We start from the raw sequence: 19,179 nt of genomic DNA, 5'->3' as shown, positions 1-19,179 counted from the left end.
GATGAATCACTCATTCCAAGTTCAAGGCATGACCTGCGGTCACTGCGAGATGGCGGTCAAAAAAGCGGTGTTGCGTCTCGACCCCGAAGCCAAGGTGACGATTGACCGAGCACACAACAAAGTGGAGGTCGACAGCACACAAGCCCATGAAGCGTTGGCAAAAGCCATTGCACAAGAAGGGTACCAAGTCGCATGAGCCCCATCACACGACCCCGAGGTGTGGAGCGCCTGGTACGCGGCCAAGACACGCAAGACGGCGCGGGCGTTCGTCTCACCCGCGTGTTGTCGCACGATTTGCAGCAACGCCTAGACCCGTTTTTGATGCTCGATGCCTTTGGCAGCGACAAACCCGACGACTACATTGCCGGTTTTCCCAATCACCCGCACCGCGGTTTTGAGACCGTGACCTACATGATTGCAGGTCGCATGCGGCATCGTGACAGCGGTGGCCATGAAGGCTTGCTGCAAAACGGTGGTGTGCAGTGGATGACCGCAGGACGAGGCCTGGTGCACAGCGAGATGCCCGAGCAAGAAGAAGGTGTGATGGAGGGTTTTCAGCTCTGGCTCAACCTGCCCGCCAAAAACAAGCTGTGTGAGCCCTGGTACCGCGACATTCAAAGTGCAGACATTCCCGAGGTCACCACGCCTGAGCAGGTGTTGGTGCGGGTGATTGCTGGCTCCTCACTGGGAGTGGCAGGTGCCGTGACACGCGAGCACACCGAGCCGCTGTATGTGGATGTGCATTTCCCCGATCGCGACGGCGTGGTTCTGGAACAAGCGATTCCGTCCAGTCATCACGCCTTTTTGTACGTCTACCGAGGCAGCTTAGACGTTGTTCAAGGCAACACGGCAACAACAGTGCCCGCGCAACGGATGGCGATTTTGAGCAATGGTGGCGACGGTGTGGTGCTGCGTGCTCACGCCAACACCCGTGCCATCTTGATCGCAGGCAGGCCCTTGCATGAACCGATTGCGCAATACGGTCCATTTGTGATGAACACCCGCGAAGAGTTGGCCCAAGCCGTGGACGATTTCCGTGCCGGTCTGATGGATTGAGTTACACAACTTTACGTAAGTTGTTGTGTGACACAAGGTGGCGAAACATAGGCCGCGCACAGTCTGAACTTGACCGAAGCATGTCGCTTCTTGTTTCAAAGGACTTTGTCATGAACCGTTTCACACCTTCACGTTTGACTTTCGCCACTGCCCTGGCTGGGCTTGGCTTGGTTTTGAGCCTGGGCGCGCAAGCCCAACCCATGGGGGGCATGGGCATGGCCGGCGACGGCATGATGGGACACACCCACATGGCCCAACGCTGGGAAGCGCGCCAACACGAACTCAAGGCCAAACTCAAACTCAACAGCAGCCAAGAGCCTGCGTGGAACACGTTTGTAGAGGCCATGAAACCCTCCACACACCCCGTCATCGCTTCCTTGGACCGAGAAGCCTTGGGCAAGCTGACCACACCTGAGCGCATGGACAAAATGGCTGCGTTTCATGAAGCACACCAAGCGGCCATGCAAAGCCACATGAAGCAACGCAGCGATGCCACCAAGCAGTTTTATGCTCAGCTAACCGCAGAACAGCAAAGGGTTTTTGATGCTGAAACCTTGCCACGCGGACCACGGATGGGTCGCATGGGCCAAGGCCCAGCCAGCAAAGCCAATTAAACGTCGATGTTGGCAGCGCGCAACGCGTTGCTTTCGATGAAGTGACGACGGGGCTCCACCTCGTCGCCCATCAGCATGGTGAACACGCGATCGGCTTCGATCGCGTCATCAATTTGTACGCGCAACAAGCGGCGCACATTGGGGTCCATGGTGGTTTCCCACAACTGCTCGGGGTTCATCTCACCCAAGCCCTTGTAGCGCTGACGTGCGGTGGCGTGTTCTGCCTGGGCAATCAACCAACGCATGGCGATGCGGAAGTCGCTGACTTTTTCTTCTTTGGCCTTCTCGCCCTCACCGCGCTGAACGCGTGAGCCTTCGTTGAGCAAACCGCGGAAGGTTTGAGCAGCTTCAGCCAGCGCAGCATAGTCGGCACCGTGCACAAAGTCTTGCGTGATGACGCTGCTCTTGACGTTGCCGTGATGGCTTCTGCTGATGCGCAAAATGGGTTTGTCGGTGCGCACATCAAACTCGCCCGAGGCTTCTGAACCACTGCCAAGTTCACGCAACTTGGCTTGCATGGCGACAGCCGAAGCTTCTGCTTCGGCCACGGTGTCCAGATTGACCGACACGCCATCTGCCATAGCGCGCAAGGCCTCTGCATCCATGAAGCCACTCAAGCGAGCAATGACCGCTTCTGCCAGTTGGTGCTTGCGCGCCAGTTCGGCCAAGGTATCGCCACTCAAGGTTTGGGGGTTGGTGCCACCTGTGGTGATGCTGGCATCTTTGAGCGCAATACGCAGCAAAAAGCTGTCGAGTGCTGGGCCGTCTTTGAGGTATTGCTCTTCTTTGCCCACTTTGACCTTGTAGAGCGGCGGTTGTGCAATGTAAATATGGCCACGCTCGACCAACTCGGGCATCTGACGGTAAAAGAAAGTCAGCAGCAAGGTTCGAATGTGTGCCCCGTCGACGTCCGCGTCGGTCATGATGATGATGCGGTGGTAGCGCAGTTTGTCGACGTTGAAGTCATCCGTCGCCGACTTACCCGATTCGGCACTGGCTTTGCCAATACCGGTACCCAAGGCCGTGATGAGGGTCAAGATTTCGTTGCTGGTCAGCAGCTTTTCGTAACGTGCTTTTTCGACGTTCAAGATCTTGCCGCGCAAGGGCAGAATAGCTTGGAATTTGCGATCACGTCCTTGCTTGGCAGAGCCACCAGCGGAGTCACCCTCAACGATGTAGATTTCGCACAAGGCAGGATCTTTCTCCTGACAATCGGCCAATTTGCCTGGTAGGCCCATGCCATCCAAGACCCCTTTGCGACGTGTCATCTCACGGGCTTTGCGGGCGGCTTCGCGGGCACGTGCAGCATCCACGATCTTTCCGCAAATAATCTTGGCATCGTTGGGACGCTCTTGCAGGTAGTCGGTCAGTGTTTTGGCGACGATGTCTTCAACCGGCGCACGCACTTCGCTGGACACCAACTTGTCTTTGGTTTGGCTGCTGAACTTCGGTTCAGGTACTTTCACGGACAACACACAACACAAGCCTTCGCGCATGTCATCGCCGGTGACTTCAACTTTGGCTTTTTTAGCAAAGTCGTTTTCTTCAATGTATTTGTTGATGACTCGGGTCATCGCTGCACGCAAGCCCGTCAAATGCGTTCCACCGTCGCGCTGAGGAATGTTGTTGGTAAAACACAGCACGCTCTCGTTGTAGCCATCGTTCCATTGCATGGCCACTTCGACACCAATGCTGGTCCCAGGAATGCCACCGTAGGTGTCGGCAGGGCGCTCACCTTCGGCATAAAAAGCGTTGGGGTGCAAGACTTTTTTACCCGAATTGATGAAGTCGACAAAACCTTTGACACCCCCGGCGCCAGAGAAATCGTCTTCTTTGCCGGTCCGTTCATCGATCAAGCGGATGCGCACACCGTTGTTCAAGAAACTGAGTTCACGCAAGCGCTTGCTTAATATTTCATAGTGGAAGTCACTGTTTTGCGTGAAGATTTCCACGTCGGGTAGAAAGTGAACTTCGGTACCGCGTTTTTCTGTTTCTCCAGTGACCTTCATGGGTGAAACTTCAACGCCGTTGACAACCTCAATCAAACGGTTTTGCACAAATCCTTTGGCAAATTCCAGCGTGTGAACTTTGCCTTCGCGACGAACGATCAAACGCAAAGATTTAGACAGAGCATTCACGCACGACACACCAACACCATGCAAACCGCCAGACACTTTGTAACTGTTCTGGTTGAACTTTCCACCCGCGTGCAATTCGGTCAATGCGATTTCTGCGGCACTGCGCTTGGGCTCATGCTTGTCGTCCATCTTGACACCCGTTGGAATGCCACGACCGTTGTCGGTCACGCTGATGGAGTTGTCGCTGTGGATAGTCACCACGATGTCGTCACAGTGGCCAGCCAATGCTTCGTCGATGGAGTTGTCCACCACTTCAAACACCAAGTGGTGCAAGCCTGTGCCATCAGATGTGTCACCGATGTACATACCTGGACGCTTGCGAACGGCTTCAAGACCTTCAAGAATTTGAATCGATCCTTCGCCATAGCCTTCCCCGGCGGCTTCTTGGTTGGTGGTGTTTGTAGGTTCAGTCATGGCAAGTCTTCGTTCGCGATGCGCATGGCATCACGGGATCTATCAATAAAAGTAAGGTCAGATGCAAATCAGATGCGCATGGGCATCACAACGTATTTGAAGGTGGCATTTTCAGGAATGGTAATCAGGGCAGAACTGTTGGAATCAGCCAGATCAATTTGAACCATGTCTTGGTCCATGTTGGTCAAGGCGTCGATCAAATACGTCACGTTGAAACCAATTTCAATGGCATCACCACCGTAATCAATTTCAAGTTCGTCCACTGCTTCTTCTTGTTCTGCATTGCTTGACGCCACACGCAAAACACCAGGCTCCAAATTCAAACGAACACCTTTGAATTTTTCGCTGGTCAAAATGGCTGTGCGTTGCAATGTCGCCAACAAGGCTGTACGGCCCAGAGTGATGGTGTTCTTATGATTTTTTGGAATCACACGGTTGTAATCGGGGAACTTACCTTCCACCAACTTCGTCACAAATTCCATTCCTTCAAAACTGAACTTAGCTTGATTGCTGGCAAATTGCATGTCGATGGCGCCTTCTTTGTCGCTCAGCAAGCGCTGCATTTCCAACACAGTCTTGCGCGGCAAGATGACCTCTTGGCGTGGAACTTCGATGTCTAAGATGGCAGAAGCAAAAGCCAACCGATGTCCATCGGTTGCTACCAGGCTCAACTGCTTTCCTTCTGCAACGAACAAGATGCCGTTGAGGTAGTAGCGAATGTCATGAATGGCCATTGCAAAAGAGACTTGGTGCAACAACTCTTTCAGTGTTTTTTGTGGCACGCTGAAAGAGGGACCAAAGGTTGCCGCTTCTTGAACCAATGGAAAATCTTCTGCTGGCAAAGTTTGCAAAGTGAAACGACTCTTGCCACCTTTGAGAATCACTTTGTTTTGGCTTGATTCCAAACTGACGGTTTGATCGGATGGCATGGTGCGCAAAATATCAATCAACTTGCGTGCACCCACTGTGGTTGTGAAATTGCCAGCATCGCCATCAAGTTCGGCTGTTGTGCGGATTTGAATTTCTAGATCGCTTGTGGTTAGTTGCAATGAACCACCTGTTTTACGAATCAGCACATTGGCCAAGATAGGCAAGGTATGACGGCGTTCCACAATACCTGCGACAGATTGCAGGACTGCGAGCACCTTGTCTTGTGTGGCCTTCAGTACGATCATGGTTTCCTCTTGATTTCTTAATTTAGATTAGTAGTAGTAGATAAGCACAGCTTGTTTCTGTGGACAACAGCATTTTCCTCTTTTTTTTCAAGCACTTGAGAGGCTTTCAAAGGTGTTGGCAAATGTGTTTTCTGGTGTTTCATCAAACTGGATAACTTCTACAAAGTGGTTGGGTCTGTGGATAAGTCATGTGTTGCGCAAAATTCATCCACAGCTTTATACAGTTACGGTTTAGCCTTTGAGTGTCTGCTCAAGGACATGGAGTTGTTGATTGAGTTCGCTGAGTTGTAATCGTTCAGCTGTGATTTTCCGTACAGCATGAAGTACCGTGGTGTGGTCCCTGCCACCAAACAGTTCACCGATTTCAGGAAGGCTTTTTTGGGTCAATTCTTTAGCCAAATACATGGCAATTTGTCGAGGTCTTGCAATTGAAGCAGGACGCTTCTTTGAATACATGTCTGCAACTTTGATTTTGTAGTAGTCTGCGACGGTTTTTTGGATGTTCTCGACAGAGATCTGTCGGTTTTGAATAGACAGCAAATCACGCAAGGCATCACGTGCCAATTGAATAGAAATTTCTTTTTGGTTGAAACGTGAGTAAGCCAAGATTTTTCTCAGTGCTCCTTCCAACTCACGCACGTTGGATCGAACATTTTTGGCAACAAAGAAAGCCACTTCTTCAGGCATTTCAGTGCCTTCGGTGCGTGATTTACTGATCAAAATTGCAACCCGCATTTCCAGCTCGGGAGGCTCAATGGCAACGGTCAGACCAGCATCAAATCTGGAAACGAGTCGCTCGTGAATGTCTGTCAGACCTTTGGGGTAGGTATCACTGGTCATCACAATGTGTGACTTTTTAGCCAACAATGCCTCAAACGCATTGAAAAACTCTTCTTGTGTTCTTTCTTTGTTAGCAAAAAATTGAACGTCATCAATCAGAAGCAAATCCAAGGAGTGATAGCGCTCTTTGAATTCATCAAATGTTTTGCGTTGATAAGCTTTGACCACATCTGAAACAAACTGTTCTGCATGGATGTAGAGAACTTTTGCATCGGGCCGCTCTGCCAGTAACTTATTACCTACAGCGTGGACCAAGTGTGTTTTACCTAATCCCACGCCACCATAGATAAAGAGTGGGTTGTAAAGTTGTCCTGGCATGGTGGCGACGTGCATGGCGGCTGCACGTGCCATACGGTTTGCAGTTCCTTCAACCAAGCTATCAAATGTCAACGCCGTATTCAATCTGGTTCTGGGACCGCTGGGAGCGGTTTCTTCCAAACCAATCAGACTTTCAGGCAATGACTCTAATTCTTGTGAATAAGAAATAGGTTTAGTTCTGACGGGCGATTCTTTAGGAGTAATCGCTAACTCAAGTTGTATCGGATGACCATACATTTGATGCAAAATTGACGCAATTCGACTTGCATATTGGGCACGAATCCAATCGAGTTTGAACCGATTTCCAACCAAAACAAGGATCTTGCTGAGATCTTCAGCAACGGTTGCCGTCAAAGGTTTGATCCAAGTATTGAACTGTTGTTCAGGGAGTTCTTGGGCCAATTGATCGACACAGGCCTGCCATAAACCATCACCAGAACCTGCTGGTAAGCCGTCGGAGCTGCTGGATGGGGATGCACCCTGAATCATGAGTTTTTTCTGTGGATAGCTGTGCATAAAAGCACGCGGAACTGGACTTTATCAAAAATTTATCCACAGAAGAAATAAATGTTTTTTGAAAGGCAAAAACGCTGCTCAAGTTGGTAGGTTGTTTATGGCTTGTCGAAAGCTAAAAAATTTGAGATAATAATTGGTTTCCCTGATCTACAGGGTTCAGATATTTGGAATCAACATGAAACGCACTTACCAGCCTTCTAAAACCCGTCGTGCCCGTACCCATGGTTTTTTGGTCCGTATGAAGACCCGTGGCGGCCGTGCCGTGATCAACGCACGCCGCGCCAAAGGTCGTAAGCGTTTAGCTGTCTAATTTTCTTGCGATTGAACCTATCCGCGACCAGCGAGCCGTGGAACGTTTAAAGCAGTGGGTTGAATTTCAGGCAGTCATGCGCGCAAGCACCGCGGCGAAAACACCGCACTTTGTGTTGCACGAATGGCAACCAACTGAAAAAACCTCTACGGGGCTTGGGTTTGAAAAAACTCAGGCCCCGTTTGCTGACGGTGTTTTGATACTTGGTGCCTTGACACCCAAACGGTGGGCCAAGCGTGCTGTCACGCGAAATCTCATCAGGCGTCAAATTCATCACGTGTCACAAGAATTTGCATCAAATCTGAAGCCGACAGCGTATGTTGTTCGCCTGCGTGCAGCGTTTGATTCAAAGAGATTCATGAGTGCTTCTTCTGAGATTCTCAAACAAGCTGTGCGACAAGAACTGACACAGTTGTTTGGCAAAGTGGCTACTTCATGATGCAAGCCTTTTTAATTCGATGTGTCCAGACATACCGACTGTTCTTGAGCCCTTGGTTGGGCTCAGTTTGTCGATTTGAGCCAACATGTTCAGCGTATGCACTTGAAGCGCTGCAGCGCCATGGTGCGCAACATGGTGCCTACATGACATTGCGCCGTTTGGCGCGTTGTCATCCTTGGTGTGCTGGCGGACATGACCCTGTTCCGCCAAAGCAAGCCCTCTTTACAACGCCTTTGACCTCCTCCAACTCCGGAAGAAATCTTCATGAATGACATTCGCCGCACCATTTTGTGGGTGATCTTTGGTTTTTCCATGGTTCTACTGTGGGATCAGTGGCAAGTACACAATGGTCATAAAGCCACGTTTTTCCCAACGCCTACGACAGCCTCTTCTTCCAAGGAGGTGCCTGCTATCGCGGCATCATCAACCGCAACAAATAATGCTGGCGTGCCTTCAGCCGTGGCGAGTGCATCTTCGATGACTCTGCCTTTGGCTGATGCTGCAAGCAGCAAAGCTAAAGAATACGTTGACGTGCAAAGCGATGTGTTGAAACTTCGTTTTGATACAGAAGGTGCAACCGTATCACGCGTGGAGTTTTTGGAACATGCAGATGTCAACCATGTGGGCAAAAATGTGGTTTTGCTGGATGACAGCAAGGACCGCATTTATTTAGCTCAAACAGGGCTGATTGGCAGCGCGACAAGCGATGCTTTGCCTACGCATAAAAGCCAAATGACGGTGCATCCCGGCGTGCGCAGCCTACAAAAATATGCTTCCGAAGTTTCGGTGACGTTTGAGTCCCCCGTACAAAACGGGGTGAAACTGGTGAAAACCTACACCCTCAAGCGTGGCGCATATGACGTTGCTGTGAAACATGAGATTGTGAACGTGGGTCAACAAGACGTTGCGCCTCAGCTTTATTTCCAGTTGGTACGTGACGGCAACAAACCCACTGGCGAGTCGTCTTTCTATTCGACTTTTACGGGTCCCGCGGTTTACACCGAAGCTAAGAAATATCAAAAGGTTGAGTTCGCAGACATCAAGAAGAAAAAAGTAGATGTCGAGAAGCAGTCGCTCAATGGCTATATTGCAATGGTCCAGCATTACTTCTTTAGTGCGTGGATCTTGCCAGACGGGTTGAATCGCAATATTTCTTTGGATGCTGTGGACATTGGTTCTTCGGTTGCAGACTGCTGCTACCGCGCAACGTTGATTGCTCCCCTCGACACCATCAAGGCAGGGGATACCAAAACGGTGGCAGCCACCTTCTATGTGGGCCCTCAAGAAGAGAAAAAACTCGAAGCCGTTTATCCTGGTTTGGAGTTGGTCAAAGACTATGGCTGGCTCACCATCATGGCTAAACCCTTGTACTGGTTGCTCGATAAGTTGAACCATTTCCTGGGTAACTGGGGTTGGTCTATCGTGGCCTTGGTGGTTTTGTTGAAGGCAGGGTTTTATTGGCTCAACGCACATGCGTATCGCAGCATGGCCAAGATGAAGGCGGTGAATCCGCGCATCATGGAAATGCGTGAGCGCCTGAAAGACAACCCGCAACAAATGCAAATGGAGATGATGAAAATTTATCGTGAAGAGAAAGTCAACCCCATGGGTGGGTGTTTGCCGATCGCGATACAAATTCCAGTGTTCATTGCCTTGTACTGGGTTCTGTTGTCAACCGTTGAAATGCGCAACGCTCCTTGGATTGGTTGGATTCATGACTTGGCTGCACCGGATCCATTCTTTATTCTGCCTCTGACCATGACAGCAACCACGATGCTGCAAACAGCTTTGAATCCTGCACCACCAGATCCGATGCAAGCTAAGATGATGTGGATCATGCCGCTCGCGTTCAGTGTCATGTTCTTCTTCTTCCCTGCTGGGTTGGTGTTGTACTGGATCACCAACAACGTTTTGTCAATTGTTCAGCAGTGGGTCATCAACACCCGCATGGGTGTCCCCCCTCAGTTCAACTTGCCTAAGTTCTAAACGAAGGCCACGTTGTTTTTTAAATAAACCCCGCCGTCCGCAAGGACAGCGGGGTTTTTTCCTGACAATCACCACCATGTTTGCCCAACACGACGCACCGATCATTGCCATTGCCACAGCGCCAGGTCGCGGGGCTGTTGGCATTGTTCGTTTGAGTGCCAAACGATTGACGCCTTTGGTCAAGGCCTTGTGTTGTCGAGGGTTGAAGCCACGAGAGGCGACTTATTTACCAGTTCTTGATGCAACTGGCTCGCCCATAGACCATGTGCTGGCGCTTCACTTCGTAGCGCCACACAGTTACACAGGCGAAGACGTGCTTGAACTTCAAGCACATGGTGGTCCGGTGGTTTTGCAGCTTTTGTTGGCGCGTTGTTTGGAGGTCGCGGCAACGTGCGTTGAAGGTCAGCAACCACTTTTGCCTGGTTTGCGTTTGGCGCAGCCAGGTGAGTTCACGCAGCGCGCATTTTTGAACCATAAACTCGATTTGGCTCAAGCAGAGGCTGTGGCCGACTTGATAGATGCCAGCACCGAGTCAGCCGCCCGTAGTGCGAGCCGTTCTCTGGCCGGTGCGTTCTCAGCAGAAATTCATCAATTACGAGATGCACTGATTCACTTGCGCATGTTGGTAGAGGCGACGCTTGATTTTCCGGAAGAAGACATCGACTTTTTGAAGCAGGCGGACGCGCAAGGCCAGCTAGAACGATTGCAAAATCAGCTCAGTCAAGTCATGCTGCGCACACGTCAAGGTGCGCTGTTGCGCGAAGGCATTCGCGTGGTCATTGCTGGACAGCCCAATGCGGGGAAAAGTTCGTTGCTTAATGCGTTGGCGGGTGCCGAACTCGCCATCGTGACGCCTATTGCCGGGACCACCCGTGACGTGGTGCAACAAACCATTCAGATTGAGGGTGTTCCATTGCATGTGGTGGACACGGCCGGTCTACGTGATCACCCAGATGTAGATGAGGTCGAGCGCATAGGCATTGCACGTGCATGGGCGCAAATTGGACAAGCAGATGCGGTGTTGTTTTTACATGACCTCACACGGCAAGACGATCCGATGTATGTTCAAGCCGATGCACAAATTGAAGCGACATTGACAACCACTCTCGCGCGTCATGTCCCACTGCTGCATTTATGGAACAAGGCAGACACAAGCGCTTTCACACAAAAGAGTTGCACTTCAGATGAGCACCTTGTGTTGTCTGCGAAGACAGGACTGGGGCTGTCGGCATTGCGGCAAAAGTTGCTGGATGTTGTGGGTTGGCAGGGCAGTGGCACAGAAGGCTTATTCATGGCGCGGGAAAGGCATGTTCAAGCATTGCGTGATGTGCAAACGCATTTGAATCAAGCCATGGCCTGTTTACAGGTGCAACAACCCGCCTTGGACTTGCTAGCCGAAGAGTTGCGACTGGGGCAAAACGCACTGAATGCGATCACCGGTGAGTTCACATCTGACGACTTGTTAGGCGTGATTTTTTCAAGTTTTTGTATTGGCAAATAAATACAGGTGGACCGATAAAATTAACCCATGACCCAAACTTCTCATAACGCGACCATTCAAAACGTCTTGGATGATCAACGCATCTTGACGCTCGCGCATGACACGCTAGAAATTGAAGCCCAAGCGGTCCATCAACTGCGTGACCGATTGACGCCGAGTTTTGTGCACGCTGTTCGCGCTATTCTGGCTGTGCGTGGCCGCGTGGTGGTGATGGGAATGGGTAAAAGCGGACACATTGGACGCAAGATCACGGCAACCCTGGCGTCGACCGGAACACCAGCCATGTTTGTGCACCCTGCTGAGGCTAGTCACGGGGATTTGGGCATGGTCAAAGACAGTGATTTGGTGATTGCCATCTCCAACAGCGGTGAGAGTGATGAGCTGTCGGCTATCTTGCCAGTCTTGAAGCGGCAAGGTGTGCCGTTGATTGCCATTACCGGAGGAGCTCTTTCCACATTGGCGCGTCATGCGGACATCGTGCTCGATAGCGGAGTAACCAAGGAAGCTTGCCCGTTGAATTTGGCGCCTACAGCCAGTACGACGGCACAAATGGCATTGGGTGATGCCTTGGCCGTTGCATTGCTGGATGCTCGTGGTTTCAAAGCTGAAGACTTTGCACGCTCACATCCCGGAGGCGCTTTGGGTCGTCGCTTGCTCACCCATGTAAGCGATGTCATGCGCAGTGGCGACGCTGTTCCTAGCGTGTTGCCGTCCGCCACATTCAGTGATTTGATGCGCGAGATGAGCGCTAAAGGGCTGGGTGCTTCGGCTGTGGTCAATGAACAGCGCAAAGTTCTTGGTATTTTTACCGACGGTGATTTGCGTCGCCTGATTGAAAAAGGTGTAGACATGCGCGCCCTGACGGCAGAACAAGTGATGCACACGACCCCTCGTTCTGTACGCGCCAATGCTTTGGCCGCAGAAGCCGCGGAGTTGATGGAACTCCATCGCATCACCAGTGTGCTGGTGGTTGACGAGGAGGGCCTCCTGTGTGGTGCCATCAACACCAACGACCTGATGCGTGCCAAGGTGATTTGATGTCTCATTCGCCTTTGCGTACGCCTGCTCTCCAAATTGATCCGACATTGTTGTTACGCGCCCAGGGTGTTCGCGTAGTTTTTTTTGATGTCGACGGTGTTTTGACCGATGGCGGTTTGTATTTCACCGACGTCGGCGAAACGATCAAGCGCTTCTCGACCCTGGATGGACATGGTTTAAAAATGTTGCGGCAGGCGGGCATTACACCGGCTGTCATCACCGGTCGGGACAGTGCCCCTTTGCGGACACGACTGAAGGCTCTGGGCATTGAACATGTTCGCTATGGCACGGAAGATAAAGCCCCTGCTGCGCTCGAAATTCTGCAATCGTTGAGGCTTGATTGGTCGCAAGCTGCAGCAATGGGCGATGATTGGCCTGACTTGGCCGTGATGCAGCGCGTTGCTTTTGCTTGTGCACCTAGCAATGCACATATCGAAGCGAAGGCCATCGCCCATTACGTCACCGAACGCGAAGGTGGCCATGGCGCGGCGCGTGAGTTCTGTGATTTGTTATTGGTCGCTTCAGGTCGTTATGCAGATCTGTGGCGAGGTTATTTGGCATGACCGCATTGGCAACACGTGTTTCATGGTGGATGCGAGCTCGACACCTTTGGGATCGTGTGGCGGTTTACCTTCCACTTATCTTGATGGGGTTGATGGCGCTTGCGACGTATTGGCTGGTTCGCAACACCCCAACCGTGTTGGATGTGGAGCTGGAAGCTGCACCCCAGCATGTTCCTGACTATTTCATGCGTGACTTCTCGGTCAAAGTTTTTGATGCACGCGGCGTACTCAAAAGCGAAATGGCAGGAGTGCAAGGCCGACACTATCCAGACACCGATACTCTTGAAATAGACCAGCCACGTATTCGTGCGATCTCTAGAGAGGGTCGTATCACCACGGCGCGTGCTACGCGTGCCGTGATCAATGCCGATGGCTCAGAAATTCAGCTGTTTGAGAAAACAGTATTGATCCGAGAGGCTGCTCAAAGTGCACGGGGTGAGATATGGCCGCGTAGCGAATTGCGCAGTGAGTTTTTACACTTGTTTCCCAATACAGAAAAAATCCGAACGCATTTACCCGTGGAGCTGCTTAGGGGCGATGGCGAACGATTCACGGCTGATCACATGGATTACGACAACATGGACCGCTTGATGCAACTGGGCGGTCGTGTGCATGGCACGATATTGCCGCGTAAAAGCAAACCCTAAGGCGTGTGAGTAGACAGCAAAAAGGCTCCCGAGGGAGCCTTTTGATTTGCTTCAGCGTGAGCTGGGCAGATTAGTAGCTGTTGCCGCCGCCGCCAAAGCCGCCGCGACCACCGCCGCCGCCACTGCGACCACCGCCGCCGCCTTCGCGACCGCCGCCACCGTAGGGGCTACGGAAACCGCCGCCGCCACCACCTTCGCGACCGCCACCACCGTAGCCGCCACCGCCACCACCACCGTAGCTACCGCCGCCGGTACGTGGAGGACGTGCCTCCATGGGGCGTGCTTCGTTGACAACCAGGCTACGACCACCCAAAGGTGCGCCGTTCATGCCTTCAACAGCGGCTTGTGCTTCGGCGTCGCTGCCCATTTCCACAAAACCAAAACCTTTGGAACGACCAGTGTCGCGCTCCATCATGACTTTGGCGCTGGTCACAGTACCGAACTGTCCGAAAGACTGCTCAAGATCGCTGTCGCGTACCGAATACGGCAAATTGCCGACGTACAGTTTATTGCCCATGAAAGGGACTCCTTAAAACACAAAAAACAAGCGATGGAGTCCCGAATGCACAACGCAACCAAAGCGGTGGCGCGAAACTGACCGATCACCAAACACACTGTGCTGGCGCGAGCGCCAACCCAGCAAAGACCATTATGGAGCACAAGTGAGCAGAAAAACCAAGCGTTTACCTGTATTTGAAAGAATTCATGCGTGAAAAACCACAATTCATGCGGCTTACCAGCTCACTTCTCGTTCGGGTGTTCCGCTGATCTTGTGAATTGTCAAATCGGCTCCTTCAAATTCTTCCTCTTGGCTCAGCCGCAAACCAAGGGATATTTTCAAAATACCGTAAACCACAAAGCCCCCAATCAAGGCCCAGCAAACCCCCAATGCCGTACCTGCCAACTGGGCCGACAAGCTCACCCCACCTAGGCCGCCGAGCGTTGTGGTGCCAAAAATGCCAGCGGCAATGCCGCCCCAGGTGCCACACAAACCGTGCAAAGGCCAGACTCCCAACACATCGTCAATACGCCATTTATTTTGTGTCAGCGTGAACATGACCACAAAAATGGCCCCAGCCACAGCGCCAACCACCAAAGCGCCCATCGGGTGCATCACATCAGAGCCAGCGCAAACAGCGACCAAACCGGCAAGTGGGCCGTTGTGCACGAAGCCAGGATCGTTTTTACCCAACAGCAGAGCAACCAAAGTGCCGCCGACCATGGCCATCAGTGAATTTACCGCCACCAAACCAGAAATTTTGTCTAGCGTTTGAGCGCTCATCACGTTGAATCCAAACCAGCCCACGATCAAAATCCATGCGCCTAAGGCGAGAAAGGGGATGCTTGAAGGTGGATGGGCAGAGACAGCCCCGTCTTTGCGGTAACGGTTGCTGCGTGCGCCTAGTAATAACACGGCGGGTAAAGCAATCCAGCCCCCCAAGGCATGCACAACCACGGAGCCTGCGAAATCATGGAACTCTTCACCGGTGCTGGTTTTGAGCCAAGCCTGAACACCGAAATGTTGATTCCAGGCAATGCCTTCATAAAAGGGATAAATAAAACCGACGATCACGGCGGTGGCAATAAGCTGTGGCCAAAACTTGGCGCGCTCAGCAATGCCGCCAGAAATAATCGCAGGAATGGCAGCAGCGAAAGTCAACAAAAAGAAGAACTTCACGAGTTCGTAGCCATTTTTGGCCGCTAGTGTTTCGGCTCCCACCATGAAACTCGTGCCATAGGCTACGCCGTAACCGACCACAAAATAAGCGACGGTCGATACGCAAAAGTCCACCAAAATTTTCACCAAAGCATTGACCTGGTTTTTTTTGCGAACGGTGCCTAGTTCTAAGAAAGCAAAGCCGGCATGCATTGCCAGCACCATGATGGCTCCGAGGAGGATGAACAGTGCATCTGCGCCCTGTTTAAGTGCGTCCATGAATAAATCCTTGATGGGTTGAACTTGTTTGGTGCGAGTCGGTGCTTTTTTTACAAAGCGCACCATATGCAAGCAATAAACGCACCAAACAAGTAGCCCATCACGGTTTTGGGGCGAAATTTTTCACAAGAATAGATTTTTCGTATACGTAGATAGATCGCATCTTCATATTGGCATGGCCATTTGGACGTTGATTCCGGACAAAATCGAAGAGGAAGAAACGCAGATTGCACAACGTTTTGGTGTGGTCGGGGCGACTTTTGTCACGTTTTTTCTGGCGGAGATGGGAGACAAAACCCAAATCGCGACGGTGGCCATGGCGGTTCACTATGGCGATCCACTCCTGGTGGTGATGGGGTCCACGCTAGGCATGCTGATTGCAGACGTACCCGCCGTGTTTTTGGGGAATAGATTGGCAGACCGCATTCCCATGAAGCTTGTTCACACCATGCCCGTCGCCATATTTGCGGCGCTCGGTGTGGGCCATACTGGTTGTGGCATAAAAAACGCCCGCAGCATTCAAGCCCGGGCGCTGGATGCTCAAGGCACCTCGAGTGCCTTGGGCTTGCCGTATTACTTGGCGATGACGCGAACCATCTCCAAACACTTGTTCGAGTAGCCCCACTCGTTGTCGTACCAAGACACGATTTTCACGAAGGTGCTATCCAGTGCAATGCCGGCATCTGCGTCAAACACGCTGGTGCATGGCTCGCCGCGGAAGTCCGTGGCAACCACTTTGTCTTCCGTGTAACCCAACACGCCTTTCAAGGCGCCCTGGCTTTGTGCTTTCATTTCGGCGCAGATTTCAGCGTAGCTGGCTTCTTTGTTCAATTCAACCGTCAAGTCCACCACCGACACGTCAGAGGTTGGCACGCGGAAGGACATGCCAGTGAGCTTTTTGTTCAGCTCTGGAATTACCACGCCCACCGCCTTGGCGGCGCCAGTGCTGGAGGGGATGATGTTTTCCAAGATGCCACGGCCACCGCGCCAGTCTTTGTTGGACGGGCCGTCCACGGTTTTTTGGGTGGCGGTGGCTGCGTGCACGGTGGTCATCAGGCCGCGCTTGATACCCCATTTGTCGTTCAACACTTTGGCCACAGGTGCCAAGCAGTTGGTGGTGCAAGAAGCGTTAGACACGATGGCTTGGCCCGCATACGTGGTGTGGTTCACACCGTACACAAACATGGGGGTGTCGTCTTTGGAAGGCGCTGACAGCAACACTTTCTTGGCACCTGCCGCCAAGTGTTTCTCGGCCGTGGGCTTGTCCAAGAACAAACCAGTGGCTTCAATCACGATGTCAGCACCGATCTCGTTCCACTTCAAAGCCGACGGATCACGTTCTTGGGTCAGTCGAATCTTTTTGCCATTGACCACCAGGTTGCCACCGTCCACAGACACCTCACCTTTGAAGCGGCCATGCACGCTGTCGTACTTGAGCATGTATGCCAAGTAATCGGGTTCCAGCAAGTCGTTGATGCCAACCACTTCGATGTCGTTGAAGTTCTGTACAGCGGCGCGAAACACCATGCGTCCGATACGACCGAAGCCGTTGATACCGATCTTGATAGCCATGAAATTACCCTTCTAAAGTTAAAAATGAAGCAGTGAAACAGTTACTTGGCCAGCACGGCTTGCACCGTCTCGGCCACGTTCTCGGGGGTGAAGCCAAAGTGCTTGAACAGCACCGGTGCAGGCGCGGACTCGCCGTAAGTGTCGATGCCCACCACCGCGGAGACACCATATTTCCACCAGCCGTCGGTCGAGCCCATCTCCACGGCAATGCGTGGGATGCCCGCTGGCAAGACCGCCGATTTGTACGCCACACTTTGACGATCAAAGGTGGTGGTGCTGGGCACAGACACCACGCGCACGGCGATCTTTTTCTCGGCCAGCAGCGCTTGGGCTTTGAGCGCCAAGTGAACTTCAGAGCCCGTGGCCAAGATCACGGCTTGGGCCTTCTTCTTCAAGCCCACTTCGGAGGGCTCTGCCAATACGTAGGCGCCCTTGTTGATGGCATCCAAGCCGGAGATGTCGCCAGCCGTTTGGCTGACCAGCGCCTCACCTTTGGGCAAGTACGGCAGATTTTGACGGCTCAACAACAAAGCCGTGGGCTTGTGTTGGTTTTGCAGTGCCACAGCCCAGGCAACTGCCGTTTCAGCCGTATCTGCGGGACGCCATACGTCCAGGTTGGGAATCAAGCGCAGTGAGGCCGCATGTTCGATGGACTGGTGCGTGGGGCCGTCTTCGCCTAAACCAATGGAGTCGTGGGTGAACACATGCACCACGCGTTGCTTCATCAGTGCCGCCATACGAATGGCGTTGCGTGAATAGTCGCTGAACGTCAAGAACGTGCCGCCGTAGGGAATGAATCCACCATGCAGCGCCACGCCGTTCATGATCGCGGCCATGCCGAACTCACGCACGCCATAGTTGATATGACGTCCACCCACACCGGCTTCGTTTTTCACCACGTGGCCTGCCAAGTCCACGCGCAGATTGGGCGTGCTCTTGGTGTTGGTCAGGTTCGAGCCGGTCAGATCTGCGCTGCCGCCCAGCATCTCGGGCAAAGCCGCGGTGAATGCTTCCAGAGCCAACTGGCTGGCCTTGCGGCTGGCCACAGTCTCAGCTTTGGTGTGTGCACCAATCACCGTGTCGACCACGCTTTGGGCAAAGTTCTTGGGCAGTTCGCCCGCCATGCGGCGCAACAGCTCTTTGGCCAACGCGGGGTAAGCCGCTTTGTAGGCCGCAAAGGTGGTTTTCCATTCGGCTTCCAAGGCTTTGCCTTTGGCGGCGGCATTCCAGTCTGCGTAGACCTCTTTGGGCACGTCAAAGGGCGCGTGGTTCCAGCCAATGGCCGCACGGGTCAATGCAATTTCTTCGGCACCCAAGGGTTCGCCGTGGGCTTTGGCGGTGTCGGCGCGGTTGGGGCTGCCCTTGCCAATGCTGGTTTTGCACACGATCAAGGTGGGTTTGTCGGCACTCAGTTTGGCGGTGGCAATGGCCCTGCTGACTGCCGCGGCGTCGTGCCCGTCGATGGGCCCAATCACTTGCCAGCCATAAGCTTTGAAGCGCTCGGGGGTGTTGTCGGCAAACCATGGGGCCACTTGACCGTCGATCGAGATGCCGTTGTCGTCGTAGAGTGCGATCAACTTGTTGAGTCTCCAAGCGCCTGCCAACGAGCAGGCTTCATGGCTGATGCCTTCCATCAAACAACCATCGCCCATGAAGGCGTAGGTGTGGTGGTCAACCACGTTGTGGCCTTCGCGGTTGAACTCGCTGGCCAGCAGCTTTTCAGCCAAGGCCATGCCCACGGCGTTGGTGATGCCTTGGCCCAGCGGGCCGGTGGTGGTCTCTACGCCAGGAGTCACGCCCACTTCGGGGTGGCCTGCAGTTTTGCTGTGCAGCACGCGAAAGTTTTTCAACTCGCTCATCGGCAACTCGTAACCGGTGAGGTGCAACAAGGCGTAAATCAGCATTGAGCCGTGTCCGTTGGAGAGCACAAAGCGATCGCGGTTCAACCAATGCGGATTTTTGGGGTTGTGGCGCAGGTGGTCGCCCCATAAGGCAACGGCCATATCGGCCATGCCCATGGGCGCGCCGGGGTGTCCTGAGTTGGCTTGTTGGACAGCGTCCATTGCCAGGGCACGAATTGCACTGGCCATTTGTTGGGTGTTTGCCATGTCAGGCG

Annotated in this window: 19 protein-coding genes; 12 read left to right on the top strand and 7 right to left on the bottom strand. The window is 52.8% G+C overall.

Translation table 11 applies throughout. From position 1 onward, the window contains the following. The first annotated feature begins 1 nt into the window (after position 1). From B9Z39_RS08585 to B9Z39_RS08575, 3 genes are all read left to right on the top strand, one after another. Complete coding sequence (locus tag B9Z39_RS08585; protein WP_100146560.1) at positions 2 to 196, top strand: heavy-metal-associated domain-containing protein; 195 nt, start codon at positions 2 to 4, stop codon at positions 194 to 196. Continuing rightward, positions 193 to 1,056, top strand: a complete 864-nt coding sequence (locus B9Z39_RS08580) for a pirin family protein (RefSeq protein ID WP_100146559.1) — start codon at positions 193 to 195, stop codon at positions 1,054 to 1,056. Before B9Z39_RS08585 ends, B9Z39_RS08580 begins: the two co-directional genes overlap by 4 nt. Before the next feature lie 110 nt (positions 1,057 to 1,166). After that, complete coding sequence (locus B9Z39_RS08575; RefSeq protein WP_158269475.1) at positions 1,167 to 1,670, top strand: Spy/CpxP family protein refolding chaperone; 504 nt, start codon at positions 1,167 to 1,169, stop codon at positions 1,668 to 1,670. Here the strand turns inward: B9Z39_RS08575 and gyrB are convergent. The 3 genes from gyrB to dnaA form a co-directional block, all read right to left on the bottom strand. Further along, on the bottom strand, positions 1,667 to 4,222 hold the full coding sequence (gyrB, locus tag B9Z39_RS08570) for a DNA topoisomerase (ATP-hydrolyzing) subunit B (protein WP_108301380.1): 2,556 nt from the start codon (positions 4,220 to 4,222) through the stop codon (positions 1,667 to 1,669). The two genes, B9Z39_RS08575 and gyrB, sit on opposite strands and share 4 nt — an antisense overlap. Positions 4,223 to 4,290: 68 nt before the next feature. Then, the gene (gene dnaN / locus B9Z39_RS08565; RefSeq protein WP_108301379.1) at positions 4,291 to 5,397 is read right to left on the bottom strand and encodes a DNA polymerase III subunit beta; all 1,107 of its coding nucleotides are present in this window, start codon (positions 5,395 to 5,397) and stop codon (positions 4,291 to 4,293) included. 231 nt (positions 5,398 to 5,628) lie between these two features. Next, the gene (gene dnaA / locus B9Z39_RS08560) at positions 5,629 to 7,044 is read right to left on the bottom strand and encodes a chromosomal replication initiator protein DnaA (RefSeq protein WP_100146689.1); all 1,416 of its coding nucleotides are present in this window, start codon (positions 7,042 to 7,044) and stop codon (positions 5,629 to 5,631) included. Positions 7,045 to 7,246: 202 nt separating this feature from the next. Here dnaA and rpmH point away from each other — a divergent pair, with 202 nt between their 5' ends. The 8 genes from rpmH (at position 7,247) to lptC (ending at position 13,555) form a co-directional block, all read left to right on the top strand. Beyond that, complete coding sequence (rpmH, locus tag B9Z39_RS08555) at positions 7,247 to 7,381, top strand: 50S ribosomal protein L34 (protein ID WP_005798102.1); 135 nt, start codon at positions 7,247 to 7,249, stop codon at positions 7,379 to 7,381. Positions 7,382 to 7,418: 37 nt separating this feature from the next. Then, the gene (gene rnpA, locus B9Z39_RS08550; protein ID WP_100146556.1) at positions 7,419 to 7,820 is read left to right on the top strand and encodes a ribonuclease P protein component; all 402 of its coding nucleotides are present in this window, start codon (positions 7,419 to 7,421) and stop codon (positions 7,818 to 7,820) included. Further along, positions 7,817 to 8,092, top strand: coding sequence for a membrane protein insertion efficiency factor YidD (gene yidD / locus B9Z39_RS08545; protein ID WP_108301378.1), 276 nt, complete (start codon positions 7,817 to 7,819; stop codon positions 8,090 to 8,092). Before rnpA ends, yidD begins: the two co-directional genes overlap by 4 nt. After that, positions 8,085 to 9,806 carry a membrane protein insertase YidC gene (gene yidC / locus B9Z39_RS08540; protein ID WP_108301377.1) on the top strand — a complete coding sequence of 574 codons (1,722 nt, stop codon included), beginning with the start codon at positions 8,085 to 8,087 and terminating at the stop codon, positions 9,804 to 9,806. The genes yidD and yidC overlap by 8 nt, the downstream gene beginning before the upstream one ends. A gap of 76 nt (positions 9,807 to 9,882) precedes the next feature. After that, the gene (gene mnmE, locus B9Z39_RS08535) at positions 9,883 to 11,307 is read left to right on the top strand and encodes a tRNA uridine-5-carboxymethylaminomethyl(34) synthesis GTPase MnmE (protein WP_100146553.1); all 1,425 of its coding nucleotides are present in this window, start codon (positions 9,883 to 9,885) and stop codon (positions 11,305 to 11,307) included. 27 nt (positions 11,308 to 11,334) lie between these two features. Then, the gene (locus B9Z39_RS08530) at positions 11,335 to 12,345 is read left to right on the top strand and encodes an SIS domain-containing protein (RefSeq protein ID WP_100146552.1); all 1,011 of its coding nucleotides are present in this window, start codon (positions 11,335 to 11,337) and stop codon (positions 12,343 to 12,345) included. Continuing rightward, positions 12,345 to 12,908 (top strand): HAD family hydrolase, encoded by a 564-nt coding sequence (locus B9Z39_RS08525; RefSeq protein WP_100146551.1) that lies wholly within the window; start codon positions 12,345 to 12,347, stop codon positions 12,906 to 12,908. The genes B9Z39_RS08530 and B9Z39_RS08525 overlap by 1 nt, the downstream gene beginning before the upstream one ends. Before the next feature lie 56 nt (positions 12,909 to 12,964). Beyond that, positions 12,965 to 13,555 (top strand): LPS export ABC transporter periplasmic protein LptC, encoded by a 591-nt coding sequence (gene lptC, locus B9Z39_RS08520; RefSeq protein ID WP_369908122.1) that lies wholly within the window; start codon positions 12,965 to 12,967, stop codon positions 13,553 to 13,555. Positions 13,556 to 13,625: 70 nt separating this feature from the next. Here the strand turns inward: lptC and B9Z39_RS08515 are convergent, their stop codons facing one another. Together B9Z39_RS08515 and B9Z39_RS08510 are read right to left on the bottom strand one after the other, a co-directional pair. After that, a complete protein-coding gene (locus B9Z39_RS08515) occupies positions 13,626 to 14,072 on the bottom strand; it encodes an RNA-binding protein (RefSeq protein ID WP_108301376.1) in 447 nt (148 codons plus the stop codon). Between the two features lie 216 nt (positions 14,073 to 14,288). Continuing rightward, positions 14,289 to 15,491, bottom strand: coding sequence for an ammonium transporter (locus B9Z39_RS08510; RefSeq protein WP_100146688.1), 1,203 nt, complete (start codon positions 15,489 to 15,491; stop codon positions 14,289 to 14,291). A gap of 175 nt (positions 15,492 to 15,666) precedes the next feature. Here B9Z39_RS08510 and B9Z39_RS08505 point away from each other — a divergent pair, with 175 nt between their 5' ends. Beyond that, a complete protein-coding gene (locus B9Z39_RS08505; RefSeq protein ID WP_100146548.1) occupies positions 15,667 to 16,110 on the top strand; it encodes a TMEM165/GDT1 family protein in 444 nt (147 codons plus the stop codon). Here B9Z39_RS08505 and gap read toward each other — a convergent pair. Continuing rightward, the gene (gene gap / locus B9Z39_RS08500; protein ID WP_100146547.1) at positions 16,065 to 17,063 is read right to left on the bottom strand and encodes a type I glyceraldehyde-3-phosphate dehydrogenase; all 999 of its coding nucleotides are present in this window, start codon (positions 17,061 to 17,063) and stop codon (positions 16,065 to 16,067) included. The two genes, B9Z39_RS08505 and gap, sit on opposite strands and share 46 nt — an antisense overlap. A gap of 41 nt (positions 17,064 to 17,104) precedes the next feature. Next, complete coding sequence (tkt, locus tag B9Z39_RS08495) at positions 17,105 to 19,171, bottom strand: transketolase (protein WP_108301375.1); 2,067 nt, start codon at positions 19,169 to 19,171, stop codon at positions 17,105 to 17,107. Positions 19,172 to 19,179: the final 8 nt, after the last annotated feature.

The organism is Limnohabitans sp. JirII-29 (genome assembly GCF_003063395.1).
GTDB lineage: Bacteria > Pseudomonadota > Gammaproteobacteria > Burkholderiales > Burkholderiaceae_C > Limnohabitans.
Note: the sequence above shows the minus strand (reverse complement) of the source record. Positions and strands in the feature narration are given on the sequence as shown.